This is a genomic window from Leifsonia sp. CL147 (genome assembly GCF_900114565.1).
Lineage (GTDB): Bacteria > Actinomycetota > Actinomycetes > Actinomycetales > Microbacteriaceae > Leifsonia.
On the sequence record NZ_FOTM01000013.1, the window covers coordinates 43,826 to 56,672 of the forward strand.

Here is a 12,847-nt window from a genome sequence, read left to right on the forward strand (position 1 = left end):
GGTGCTTTCATCGGCATGAGTATCGTCGCCGGGCTTCTGGTCACCGCCGCCGTCACCCCCGCCATCGCGGTGACGGGCATGGCTGCCAATAACGGCATCGGCGTGTTCGAAGGCCTTCCCGAGTATCTGAACGTCGAGCAGCTGGCGCAGCCGACCACGATCTACGCGAAGAACGGCGACCAGGATGTCCCGCTGGCGACGTTCTACTCCCAGAACCGCCTCCCCGTGCGCTTCGACCAGATCTCGCAGGCGGCGAAGGATGCGGCCATCGGCGGCGAGGATCCGCGCTTCTACAGCCACGGCGGCGTCGACATCCAGGGCACCGTCCGCGGTGTGCTCTCGACCGTCGGCGGCGGGGGCGTGCAGGGCGGGTCGTCGATCACCCAGCAGTACGTCAAGAACGTGCTGCTGCAGAAGTGCGAAGCGCTCCCGGTGAAGACCAAGGAGCAGAAGGCCAAGTACGAGCAGTGCGTGACCGACTCCACCGGTGTCTCTCCCGATCGCAAGATCAAGGAGATGAAGTACGCGATCGGCCTGGAGAAGAAGTACACCAAGGACCAGATCCTGGTCGGCTACCTCAACATCGCCGGTTTCGGCGGCTCGGTCTACGGCATCGAGGCCGCGGCGCACTACTACTACAACACGACCGCGGCGGCGCTGACGCCCGCGCAGGCGGCCAGCCTGGTCGCCATCGTGAACGAGCCGACCAGCCTGAAGATCGACGACCCGGCATCGAAGACCAACGGTGCGGCCAACGGCTACGCCAAGAACAAAGAACGCCGCGACTACATCCTCGGCAAGATGTACCAGTACAAGAAGCTGACGAAGAAGCAGTACGACGAGGCGGTCAAGACGCCGGTCCAGCCGGTCATCACGCCCTCGGTGCGCGGCTGCCAGACCGCCGGCGGTTCCGCGTACTTCTGCGACTATGTGCAGAAGATCATCCTCAACGACCCGACCTTCGGGGCGGACGAGGACACCCGCGCCTCCAACTTCAACCGTGGCGGCTACAAGATCTACACGAGCCTCGACCTCCAGCTCCAGCAGACCGCCGAGGAGACGCTCGCTTCGTACGTGCCTGCTTCGTACGACAGAGCCGACATCGGCGGCGTGCTGACGGGCGTGCAGCCCGGGACCGGTCGCGTTCTCTACATGGCCCAGAACAAGAAGTACAGTCAGGACCCGGATGTCCTGAGCACCAGCACCGACTACTCGTCGGTGAACTTCGCCACTGACCAGCAGTACGGCGGCTCCGGCGGGTTCCAGGTCGGATCCACCTACAAGGTCTTCACCCTCGCCGAATGGCTGAAGCAGGGCCACTCGCTCAGTGAACCCGTGAACGCCAACATTCGCACCTACACGAGTTTCAAGGACTCGTGTACGGGCGGTTGGAATGGGACGTACACTCCCCAGAACGACGAATCGGGTGAGGCCGGAATCCGGAACGCGCAGAGCGCGACTACCCAATCCATCAATACGGCGTTCATCTCCATGGCGAGCCAGCTCGACCTGTGCAACATCAAGAAGGATGCCGAAGCGTTCGCTGTCCACACGGCCAAGGGCGAGCCGCTCTCCACCAACCCCTCAGCCGTTCTGGGGACCAACTACATCGCGCCGCTCACGATGGCGACCGCTTTCGCCGGAATCGCGAACAACGGGATGACGTGCACCCCGATCGCCATCGACAAGATCCTCGACGCCAACGGCAAGGACGTCAAACCGCCGGCGAGTTCCTGCACGCAGTCAGTGGAACCGGCCGTCGCGAACACCATGGCCAAAGCGTTGATGGGACCGTTGCAAGGCGGCGGCACGGCCTCGGGCCTGAACCGGACCGGCAAGGACATGCTCGGTAAGACAGGAACCACGGAGTACAATGATCAGTTGTGGCTCGTCGCCGCGACCACCAAGGTCGCGGGTGCGTATTGGGTGGGGAACATCCAGGGCCATGTCGACTTCCGCAGGGTCTATCCGACCCATGGGGAAAGCCCGGCTTCCGCACGCGTCGATGTCATGCGAGCCATGATGACCGCCGCGGTCGCCAAGTACGGCGGCGATCGGTTCCCGGCGGCTCCCGACAAGCTGACGCGCGGAGTGCAGGTCGCCATTCCGGACCTGACGGGCAAGACGCCCGACGAGGCCAAGTCGATCCTGACCGGCCTCGGTCTCGATTCGGCCGACGGCCCCGTGCAGGACTCGGTTGCTCCGGCCGGTACCATCGCGGCGACGGACCCGCCTGCGGGCACGCAGGTGACCAAGGGCACCCCGATCACCCTCTTCACCAGCAACGGCTCCCTCGTCGCCGTTCCGAACGTGGTGGGACAGAAGTACGGGGATGCGCTGGCCGCGCTCACCGCCGCCGGATTCACGGTGAAGACGTCGGGCGGGAACAATCCGGCCTCCATCGTGCAGGCGCAGGATCCCGCCGCGGGTGCACCCGCGAAGCGCGGCGCCCAGGTCACCCTGGCGCTGGCCGCCGTCCCGAGTACGCCGCCGACCCCGGGCCACTAGTGGCTCGGGCAGCGCTCCGTCCGGCGGCCTCCGCCCTGGCCCTCGTGGCCGGGGCGGGCGCCGCTGCGTTCGCGTACGGCTCGCTGATCGAGCGGCGCGCGTTCACGCTGCGTGAGGTGAGCGCGCCCGTCCTGCCACCGGGCGCCGAGCCGATCCGCGTGCTCCATTTCTCGGACCTCCACATGGCGCCCTGGCAGCGCGACAAGCAGGAATGGGTGCGCGGGCTGGCGCGGCTGAAGCCGGACCTGATCGTCGAGACCGGGGACGTGCTCGGCCACCCCGAAGGTCTCGACGGCGTTCGCGCCGCCTACGAGGAGTTCCGCGGAATCCCGGGGGTGTTCGTCCACGGGTCCAACGACTACTTCGGACCCCAGTTCAAGAACCCCCTGAAGTACTTCATGGGCCCCTCGAAGAAGCGCGGCTCCACCGCGCCGCGCGTGGACACCGCGTCGCTCACCGCCTTCTTCGGAGACCTCGGCTGGACCGACCTCGACAACCGTGCGGCCGGCTTCGAGGTCCGGGGGACGCATCTGGAGTTCTTCGGCGTCGACGACCCCCACATCCGCTTCGATCGCGTGGAGGCCATCCCCGGCGCCCTCGACGAGTTGCGCGAGAACGACCCGTTCTCCGACGACAACGTCTGGCCGGACTCGGGCCGCAGCCCGTCCCGGCAGGTCGTCACGATCGGCGTCACGCACTCCCCCTATCGCCGGATCCTGGACGCCTTCGTGACCTACGGGGCCTCCATCATCTTCGCCGGCCATACGCACGGCGGTCAGGTGTGCCTCCCCGGTTTCGGCGCGCTGGTCACGAACTGCGACATCCCGCGCAACCAGGTCAAGGGCCTGAGCATCTGGCGTCATGCCTTCCGCTCGGCGTACCTCAACGTCTCCGCCGGGCTCGGCACCTCCATCTTCGCGCCGGTGCGCTTCGCGTGCCGCCCGGAGGCGACGCTGCTGACGCTGACCGCCGCGCCATGAAGCTCGGGGCGGATAACCGCCCCGAGCCTACTCGGCTCAATGGTAGTAAACAGCATGCAAGCTTTGCGTGAATCCCTTCCAGCTATTCGGGCCCATGACGCCATCAATCGGCCCGGTGTACCCGCCGCCGCGCGCGAACTGCTGCATGGCCTTGTATGTATTGGGCCCTGGTACACCGTCGCTAACGCCGGGGTTGCAACCGATCCACCTCAGGTATTCCTGGAATCCGCGCCAACTATTCGGGCCCATAACTCCGTCACGCGGGCCGGTGTATCCCCTCGCCATCGCTTGCATCTCGGCCCACATACAGCGGTCTGGCACGCCGTTGCTCCACGTGGTTGATTGGAATTGATACGGAATCGGGCCGCCGCAAGTGAAGGACCACTCGGCGGCCTGTGCGGGAGCAGCAGCTAGGCCTACGGATCCAGCGATGACACCACACGCAACAAGACCGCTCACCACCCGTACCTTCAAATTGGACCGGTGATTGAACGGGGTCTGTGAGAATTTCATTTACACGCCTCTCTCTGTGTTGGGGCCTGAGCCCGCCGCCACACTAACGTCGAACCTTTTCAACGTCGATGTGTCATTCCACACATTTCAGCCCGCATGGCACTCAGAATGCAGGGTGGGTCGAGTGGGTCACGAAGGCCGGATACACGCCGACTTCGACTGCGGTGGGAGGACTACACGCCCCTAGAATCAAGGCCGAGCGCTCGCTGAAACCCTCAACTGGATCGTTGTTCCCTACTGTCAGACAGGGCGCCCGGCACTGCCCGCCTCTCAACTCGTGTATCCTGATTGAGGCCTTCGGGCCATCGGGGTGTGGCGCAGCTTGGTAGCGCGCTTCGTTCGGGACGAAGAGGCCGCAGGTTCAAATCCTGTCACCCCGACAACTGGCTCCCTACTCGTTGATCGAGTAGGGAGCCATCGTCATTCGCCGCCGATCTCACCCAGACGCTCGGCCTTCCGTACGGCATCCCACCGCGATGTTGCGCCAAGCTTCCCGAAGATGCTGCTGAGGTGGCGTCGGACTGTGCCCTCAGCGATGTTCAACTTGGAAGCGACGTCACGGTTGGACGATGCCTGCGCGACCAGCCTCAGCACTTCGGCTTCGCGCGAGGTCATACTGCGATCGGCGCCTCTCGCTGGTGCGATCTGTACGGGGCGGCCCGCCAATACATTCAGCGTTACCGCGACCAGGTCTGAGATCGCGATGGTCTTGGAGAGAAACGCGTCGGCGCCGGCGCGGTTCAGGCTGCTTTCGAGTACGTCGTCGTTGTGCATCGTGAGGACGATGATTCGCGTCTCGGGAGAGGAGCGTTTGACGGCCGCGATCGTCACCTGCGCGGTCGCCCCGGGCATGTCGACGTCGAGAAACAGAGCGGAAGGACGTTCCTCTCTCACAAGGGCAGCCGCCGCTTCTCCGTCGCCGGCATGTCCCCGTACATCCAGTCGCCCATCCCGAAGCAGGAGCGCAATCAGCCCCTCCCGGAAGAGGCAGTGATCATCAGCTATGCAAACCGTTGGAATCTTCATGCGCTCGGTTGTCCGCTCTCAAGGACGGACACGACGACCCTCGTCCCGTTTCCCCTCTGCGATGTGATGGACAGGTCCGCACCGAAAAGGCCTGCTCGTTCCTTCATTGAGTGAAGGCCAACGCAATCGGGCCTCATGGGAGCGCTGGTATCGAACCCTTGCCCATCGTCGCTGATCTCAAGCCGAACTTTCTCGAGGTCCCAATGAATACCCACGTCGACCACCGTGGCAGTCGCCGCGTGCGCTCGAGCGTTTCGGATCGCCTCCAGCGAGATCAAGTACAACTCTTCCGATGTTGCCCTCGAGAGCAGCCTGGGTGTTCCCGAGTGTGTGATCTTGATGGGAAGACCGCTTCCCTCAGATCGGCCCACATAGGTTTCGAGAGCCTCGTTCAACGTGCGATCGCCCACCTGGCTGCGCAACTCCGTTGCCATGTCTCGGACATCCTCCATCACAGCCGTGAGGATGCTCATGGCATCTGCAACGGGTCCTGGAACGCGCCCATCGGCTGCTTGTGCGCCCAGTTCGATGCGTTGTCTCGCGGCAGCGATCCCGTGAGCGATGCGATCGTGGAGTTCGCGGGAAAGCTTCCGCCTGGAATCTCGCTCCACTTCGAACAGGTGGCGGCGGAGACCGGCAGCGTACCCCACGGCACCGGCCGGGAAACGCCGCCACACGACGTGATGGAGGACCCGAGCGACCATCAGGCTCGTGAGCCCGTGAACCTCAGCGCCCCACTCGGCGAGTGGCTCGATGGCGGAGTCGAACAGTACTTCCGCGACGATCATGCCGATCGCCGGGTGGCTCATTGCCCGGGCTTGCTCCACTCCCACCGCGTGATCCGCAGGCCTGCCCTCATAGAGCAGGTCGCGAACTGGGACATTGCGAACCGCCGATATGGCGCTCAGAGCCTCGCGAAGGGTTGCCAGCATTTCTCGTGCACAGCCTTCGTCCACCGGCACCGCGACCATCCAGGATCGATCCCGGAGTTCAAGCAGAGCCGTATCCATGATCTGCCCGAGGATTGCGGGCTCTTCTTTGCTTTCCACGTTGATTCCCCACTTCCGTGCGACTTTGTGCACGTCGACTTCGGCCCCATCTCGCCAAAGCGCGTCGACTCGAAGAGTAACTTCAGCCGAACATTAATAAAAACACATCATTCAGCACATTGATGAGTTATTAGTCAGATCGTAGATTCAGCGGGGATGTAACGACCAGAAGGGATCGATGTGGGTACCGGAGATATCACTCGTCGCCAGATCATCGCGGCCGGGGTCGGAGGTTTGGCAATTACCCTCATAGAACCCGTCGCCGCAAGCGCGGCCACCACGGGTACCGCCATGGCACTCGGACGCAGCGACAGTGAGGTTCCGCCCCTTGGGATGCGTGCGACCCAAATCGCTCCCCTGCGTTACTACAGCGCGGACTTCAGTACACGATTCCAAGCCGCATACCCCACTGCCGTTGAGCTCAGCTCATCAGCACCGATTCCACAAGGTGCGCGTGGGGCCCTCAGTTTCGATGTGCGGGCATTCGAGCCGAGCGCAGTGATAACGATGGTGCGTGGGAGGGGTGTCAAGTCCACGCCGACGCTCGCCGGCGTCGAGGGCAATTCAGGATTGCTGGAATTCACCATCGATCGAGAGATCGGCCGGGACGACTCGGCGGTGGTTCTCATACCACCGCTGAACTCAAAGCCCTTGTACCCAAACGAGAACATCGGCGCATTGGAACCTGTGGTGCTGACAGTGACATCGCCCGCAGGCGACCACAGCGCCTCACTCCCTCTGGTGGGTGAGCCAGTTGCCACGCCGTCGGCCCCGTGGGGTTTGGAGCTCGCCGGCGTGTGGGGCGATGCGAAGGTGACCGAACTGCGGAAAGAGCGTCTGTACCGGTACCCGACTTTCGTGCAGCTCATGAGCGTTGGCCCGTCAGCCGTGCCTGCGGGCGGCGTGCTCACGCTGGATGTGGACGCCGGAGTTGTATCGTCCCTCGCGGTCAACACCATTTCTCGCGATGGTGTACTCCTCGGACGCAACGCGTTCTCCGCGAAGGAGGACACCGGCCGCGGTTCTCTGCGACTGGACATAACTCTGGCGGACCAGGTTCTACCAGAAGAGGTCATCACGGTTCTTCTCACCACGGCGCTCGTCGAGGGTCAGCCCGACCTTGAGGGCGTTACCATCGCCCGGGCGAAGTTCGCCGCATCGGAAACCGATGCGCGGCCGCAGCGGGACACAGGCCGGTCCACCTTCATCGACGTCACGAACTCAGGGTCAAGCAGTAGCGCGGCCGTAGCGATGGGAACGGTGTAGCTGATGGTGGATATCTGGGTCCTCAATTCGCAGCAATGGCTGAACAAGACATACGGCTCCAACCGGGGCTATAGCCGAATCGCCGAGGACGGATCCCCCGGCTGGGAGACCATGTACGGGCTCACCCGCGCGCTCCAGATCGAGTTGGGGATCAGCGCGACCTCCGACACGTTCGGCCCGACGACAATGTCGTACTTGACGAGCCAGTTCGGCACGATCGGTGCGGGCTTCACAAAGAACAAGAAGGTCGTCGCCATCCTTCAATGCGCCCTGTGGTGCAAGGGATACTGGGGCGGAGCGGTTGTAGACGTTGCGGGAGCAACCATCGGCGCCTTCACAACCGAGGTTGCCGGCTCCGTCGCGGCGATTCGCGCCGACATGGGCCTGTCCGCCGATCCCACTGTGCCGCCGAAGCTGTTCAAAAGCCTCCTGAATATGGACGCCTACGTCACAGTGAACAACGGTGATTCGACGTTCCGCGCCATCCAGCAGACGCTGAACGGCCGCTACTGGCAGCGATCCGATTTCTCGCTGATGCCGTGCGATGGACACTTTTCTCGGGACGTACAACAAGGCCTCATGTACGCCATCCAGTACGAAATCGGGATGGCCGATGGCGTCGCAAACGGCAACTTCGGCCCGGGCACTCAAAAGGGGATCAACGACTACGGGGTCTTCGGCAGTGGAGCCAGCGATGGCTCCCGCAAACTGGTCAGCCTCTTCAAGGCGGCCCTCTGCTTCAACGGATACGCCCCGGCATCTGGATTCAACGGGACCTTCGATTCGTCGACCACCGCAGCCGTCAACAGCTTTCAGTCCTTTGCCCAGCTTCCGGCCACAGGAGCTGCGAACTTCCAGACCTGGGCATCGCTGCTGGTAAGTTCTGGCGACCCCGAACGACTAGCGACTGCCAGCGATTCTTCGACCCCGCTCACTGCCGCCAAGGCGACCACCGTGTTCAATAGTGGTTATCGCATCGTGGGCCGTTATCTCAACGGCTCAACGAAGGGGATCCAGCCGGGCGAACTAGACGTCATCTTCGCCGCTGGGCTTCAGGTCTTCCCTATCTATCAGGAGTGGAACGACCTCAACGAGATCACCAATAGGGACCCTGACCCAGGCACACAATTAGGGCCCTACGGCTTCGGAGTCCGACAAGGCAAAGCAGCAGTCCTGCGTGCGCGACAACTGGGATTCACCGCGGGAACCACCGTCTACTTCCCTGTGGACGCCGACGCAACCGCCGATGAGATCGAAGCCGTCGTGCTCCCCTACTTCGAAGGGGTGCGCGATGGCGTCGCAACGTCTCAGACCGTCCCGTTCACCGTGGGCAGCTATGGTCCGCGCAATGTCTGCCTGCAGGTAGATAAGGCCGGACTGGCCGAGACCGCCTTCGTTGCTGGCATGTCGACGGGCTGGTCCGCGAACCGCGGCTTCACACTTCCGTCCAATTGGGCTTACGACCAGATCAAGGAGTACACGATCGGTTCCGGCGCGGGAGCCGTCACTATCGATAAGAATGTCGCGTCGCCGCGGGCGAGTCCGGCGAAACGATCGCAGGTGGTTCCGACTCCGGTTTCGACAGTTGGAGGGCCCCCACAGCACGACACTGCGTTCCACTGGCACCTGACGTCGCTCGGCTGGCAGTCAGAAGCCGGGGCCAGAAGGGGCGCCCTTTGGCCCCCAGGAGTCTTCAACGAGATCGTGCTGTTCTGGCTTCAAGAGCGCAGGTACGGCAATGTTGTATGGATGGAGTACACGCCGCTCATAGAGACTGTCATTGCCTCAACCGGCGGTGGAAAGAACCCGGCAGCCAACGAGATCGCTATTGCGCGAGGAGCGTTCAACGCCTCCCAGAACAATGCCGATGCGGAACGCGCGCGACAAACACTCATTGAAGCGTATGAAGGCGACTTGCCCCATCTCGCGGCCTCACTGCGCAGCTACACCTCATGGGGCGTTCCAGGCGTGTCACGAGAAGTGCAAATCGGAGATCTCGGTGGCTGGGCATTGGACCTTGCGACGGCATGGGCCGACTATTTGGCTGCGAGAAATCGGAACGCGTTCAGTGGAACTGTCGCCGATTGGATGAAGAGCCGCATCGGGTCACCGAGTGTTCCGAATGACCCGCTGCCAAATCGCTTCGGCTATGAGGACCTCGTTGCTGACGTCGATGCCTTCCTCGCCGCTCAGATGCTCAAAGATGACAAGGACCGGCCCTTCTCGGATGCCATGCGCGAGATCCGAGTGCAGGTAGTTGCAAACCCACAATGGCGATTCCGGGCTTTCCTAGAGCAGCGGTTCGCGAGTTCCCGAGACAACGTGGCTGCCGCGGTTACGCACCTCTTCACGAGCCCCTACCCTACGATCGCGTGGCCGAAGGCCTACTTCGCTGGCCCGGAAGACGCTACGCCGGGCGAGGTGAAACAGATCGGGAGCTGTCTCGCAGACGTTCTGTTCGGCAAGGCCGGGCTCTGAGTGCCAAATCGACCTGTGACGGGCGACATTTCGGAATCGGCTGAGCCAGAGAAATCGCCTACCTCACAAATTCGCGCGCGTCGCGTCTCCCGGGTTGTCGCGCAAACCGCACTATGCGTCGCACTCGGACTGTCGTGGGTCGCCGTCGTCACTCAGCAGATGTGGTACGCGAGCATCTTCAGCGGTCACGCGGGTCACGGTTGTAACCCGCTCGTAGTCCCTTCGTATTTCGAGCCGCTACTGACGCTGTACTTCACGCTCCTCGTCGCTAGCGCGTTCGTTGCGGGAACAATCGGGTGGTGGTCTGGGAGAGACCCATCGCACCCCCGCTGGGAGACGCTATTCGCAGCAATAACCCTTCTCTCCGTTGTTGCGCTTCTCGGCTGGACAGGCTTCATGGCCATTCTGGCTTCCGGACAACCCGACTTCTCCCCCGAAGCCATGTGGGTCGCCACGGTGTGGTGGGCGATAGGGGCTTTCCCAGCGATATCGTCCCTGTCGAATGCGCAATATCTCCGCCGATCGAAGAACAGAAGCTACACGCGACGCGTTGCAACCACGGTCGGCATTGTGATCGTTCCGTTCCTCGTGTGGGTGTTGTACGCCACTTTCATCTATGCGAGCTTCTGCCGCAGCCCTCCGTGACACTAGGAAAGGCAAGGGTCATGGTCGTGCCGTCCGCCAACGGTGCGCCCTAGGGGCGCGGCAGCTAAGAACGCATCGGGCGGTCGACGAGGCGAGCGTGCAGTTCGCTGTCGGACCGGACGAGGGGCAGCGTTCGGGAGACCGCGGTGGCGATCCGCTTGCAAAGGCCCGGCGAGCTGATCTGGTAGTCCGCGAAATCGCTCTCGCTCGCGTAGATGCTTAGGGGCAGCGTCAGCGACTGGAAGAACCCGAACAGCGGACGCATCTGGTGCTCCACGAGGAGGCCGCGGCGGTCGCTGCCCGTGGCGGTCATGACCACCGGCTTGTCGACGAGCGGGTACTGGCCGATGTGGTCGAAGAACAGCTTGAGGAGGCCAGTGTAGGTGGCGCGGTAGGCGAGTGAGCCGACGACGAGGATATCGGCGTTCTCTACCGCTTCCAGGGCCTCGATCACGACGGGGTTAGGCTCGTCCGGAACGGCCCCGCATTCAGCTCGGGCAGCAGCGGATGGTCCGGGAGATCCCGCCCATGGCCTCGGCGTAGGCATGTGCGACCTCGTCCACGAGCACCGTCGTATGTGAGGGGTGAGTCGGGCTTCCGCTCACTCCCACCACACGAAGTGGCTGCGACATGTGGAACCGCCTTCATTCCGGGGACCGGCTTTCGCCCCACGGTACCCGGCCATGCATGACGACGCGGGGGCACCGCGACGCTCCGTCAACTCTCCGGGTACAGCTCCCGCACGACCTCGAGGGAACGGATGCGTCCCTCCACGGTTGCCGCTCCCGACGAGACCATCAGTTCATCGGTCTGCGTGGAGGCGAGGAGCGCATCCAAGCGGGCCTTCACCTCGTCCGGGGTTCCGATCGCCTGACGCGCATTGCGGGTGGCGATGAACTCCTCCTCCAGGGGAGTGAACTCGTAGGCCAGCGCCTCCTCGACGCTCACCGGCTCGGGCTTCAGGCCGCGGCGCATCCGGAGGAAGGACAGCTGGCCGGGCAGCGACAGGGCACGAACCACCTCCGGGTCCTCATCGGAGACGACGTTCACGGCGATCATGGTGTGCGGCTCGCTCAGGGCGTCGCTCGGTTCGAAACGCGACCGGTAGAGGTCGAGTGCCGCTTCGGTGTTCTCACCGGCGAAGTGGTGGGCGAAGGCGAACGGGAGCCCGAGCGCTGCCGCGACCTGGGCGCTGTAGCCGCTGGAGCCGAGCAGCCAGATCTGCGGCGCGTCGCCGAGGCCGGGGACGGCCGTGATCCCGTTCAGCGGGTTGGAGTCGCTCATCCCGCCGTGGAAGAAGCCGAACAGGTCGAGCAGCTGCTGCGGGAAGTCCTCGGCGCCGAGACCCTCCGGGCTGCGGCGCAGGGCCATCGCGGTGGCGCCGTCGGTGCCGGGCGCACGCCCGATGCCGAGGTCGATGCGATCTCCGTAGAGGGCGCGCAGCGTCCCGAACTGCTCGGCGACCACCAGCGGGGCGTGGTTGGGGAGCATCACGCCACCGCTGCCGACGCGGATCCGCCGTGTGGCACCGGCGACTCCCGCGATGAGCACCGCGGGGGCGCTGGAGGCGATGGCGGGCATCCCGTGGTGTTCGGCGACCCAGAAGCGGTCGTACCCGAGCCGTTCGGCGGCCTGGGCGAGCCGGATGGTTCCAGCGACCGCATCGGCATTGCTGCCGCCCGCTGGACGGCTGGCGAGGTCGAGGACGTTCAGAGGGATGCTGGGGCGAGTCACCCCTGCTGCAACGCGGTCCCCGACGCAGCGATTCCCGGCCGGGCCACGGGGGCCCGGCCGGGAATCGTGCGCTTCGGGGTCAGGACTCCCTGACCTTGCGCGCCCAGGCCACGATGGCGAGGGCGATCAGGCCGAGCGCGATGAGCGAGCCGCCCATCCACGCGGCCCAGGTCGCGACCACGGAGCCGGTGTGGGGAAGACCGCTGCCGGGGTCGAGGACGGTGCTCGACTGGTCGGCCGGCAGGACGGTCAGGGTGGCGGAGCACTGGTGGCCACTGGTCTGCCCGACGCCGACGATGCTGTAGGTGCCGGTCGCGCCGGCCGGCAGCTTCACGCTGAGGACGTCACTCCCGTCGCCGTTGGAGTGCTTGGTGAAGCTGAGGCTGCTGGCCGCGGAGTGGAACGACGCAAGGGTGAAGGACGACCCATCCTGTCCGGTGACCGTCCAGGTGATCGCCTCGCCGGGCGACCAGGTGCCCGGGATGCAGATCAGGGTGGCGTTGCCGCCGGCCTGCGCGACGCTCACGTCGAAGCTGCACTGAGCGCCGTTGGTGTAGTCGACGGCGTTCGCCGCAGCCGGGGCCGCAAGCAGCAACCCCGCTGTCACAGCGATCGCCGCCAGGATCTTCTTGAACATGGGGCCGCCTT

9 protein-coding genes and 1 tRNA gene are annotated in these 12,847 nt (G+C 64.2%); 5 read left to right on the forward strand and 5 right to left on the reverse strand.

The window, feature by feature from the left end; all coding sequences use genetic code 11:
- Window positions 1-15: 15 nt before the first annotated feature.
- The 3 genes from BM287_RS11970 to BM287_RS11980 all read left to right on the forward strand — a co-directional run bounded on the left by BM287_RS11970 (window position 16) and on the right by BM287_RS11980 (window position 4,381).
- Complete coding sequence (locus BM287_RS11970) at window positions 16-2,508, forward strand: transglycosylase domain-containing protein (protein WP_244528199.1); 2,493 nt, start codon at window positions 16-18, stop codon at window positions 2,506-2,508.
- Window positions 2,508-3,488 (forward strand): metallophosphoesterase, encoded by a 981-nt coding sequence (locus BM287_RS11975; protein WP_090039906.1) that lies wholly within the window; start codon window positions 2,508-2,510, stop codon window positions 3,486-3,488. The genes BM287_RS11970 and BM287_RS11975 overlap by 1 nt, the downstream gene beginning before the upstream one ends.
- Window positions 3,489-4,307: 819 nt before the next feature.
- Window positions 4,308-4,381: transfer RNA gene (locus tag BM287_RS11980), tRNA-Pro, on the forward strand.
- A 40-nt stretch (window positions 4,382-4,421) separates the two neighbouring features.
- Here BM287_RS11980 and BM287_RS11985 read toward each other — a convergent pair.
- A complete protein-coding gene (locus tag BM287_RS11985; RefSeq protein ID WP_090039904.1) occupies window positions 4,422-5,027 on the reverse strand; it encodes a response regulator in 606 nt (201 codons plus the stop codon).
- Window positions 5,024-6,076, reverse strand: a complete 1,053-nt coding sequence (locus BM287_RS11990; protein WP_090039902.1) for a sensor histidine kinase — start codon at window positions 6,074-6,076, stop codon at window positions 5,024-5,026. The genes BM287_RS11985 and BM287_RS11990 overlap by 4 nt, the downstream gene beginning before the upstream one ends.
- A 498-nt stretch (window positions 6,077-6,574) precedes the next feature.
- Between BM287_RS11990 and BM287_RS11995 the strand changes: the two genes are divergently transcribed.
- The gene (locus BM287_RS11995) at window positions 6,575-7,342 is read left to right on the forward strand and encodes a hypothetical protein (protein WP_090107304.1); all 768 of its coding nucleotides are present in this window, start codon (window positions 6,575-6,577) and stop codon (window positions 7,340-7,342) included.
- Window positions 7,343-7,345: 3 nt separating this feature from the next.
- Window positions 7,346-9,820: a glycoside hydrolase domain-containing protein gene (locus BM287_RS12000; protein ID WP_090039896.1), complete on the forward strand. Its 2,475-nt coding sequence runs from the start codon at window positions 7,346-7,348 to the stop codon at window positions 9,818-9,820.
- Window positions 9,821-10,529: 709 nt separating this feature from the next.
- Here BM287_RS12000 and BM287_RS12005 read toward each other — a convergent pair.
- The 3 genes from BM287_RS12005 to BM287_RS12015 form a co-directional block, all read right to left on the reverse strand.
- Window positions 10,530-10,919, reverse strand: a complete 390-nt coding sequence (locus BM287_RS12005) for an NAD(P)H-dependent oxidoreductase (protein WP_244528200.1) — start codon at window positions 10,917-10,919, stop codon at window positions 10,530-10,532.
- A 263-nt stretch (window positions 10,920-11,182) separates the two neighbouring features.
- Window positions 11,183-12,199 carry an LLM class flavin-dependent oxidoreductase gene (locus tag BM287_RS12010; RefSeq protein ID WP_090039894.1) on the reverse strand — a complete coding sequence of 339 codons (1,017 nt, stop codon included), beginning with the start codon at window positions 12,197-12,199 and terminating at the stop codon, window positions 11,183-11,185.
- A 79-nt stretch (window positions 12,200-12,278) separates the two neighbouring features.
- Window positions 12,279-12,836, reverse strand: a complete 558-nt coding sequence (locus tag BM287_RS12015) for an LPXTG cell wall anchor domain-containing protein (protein WP_090039892.1) — start codon at window positions 12,834-12,836, stop codon at window positions 12,279-12,281.
- Window positions 12,837-12,847: the final 11 nt, after the last annotated feature.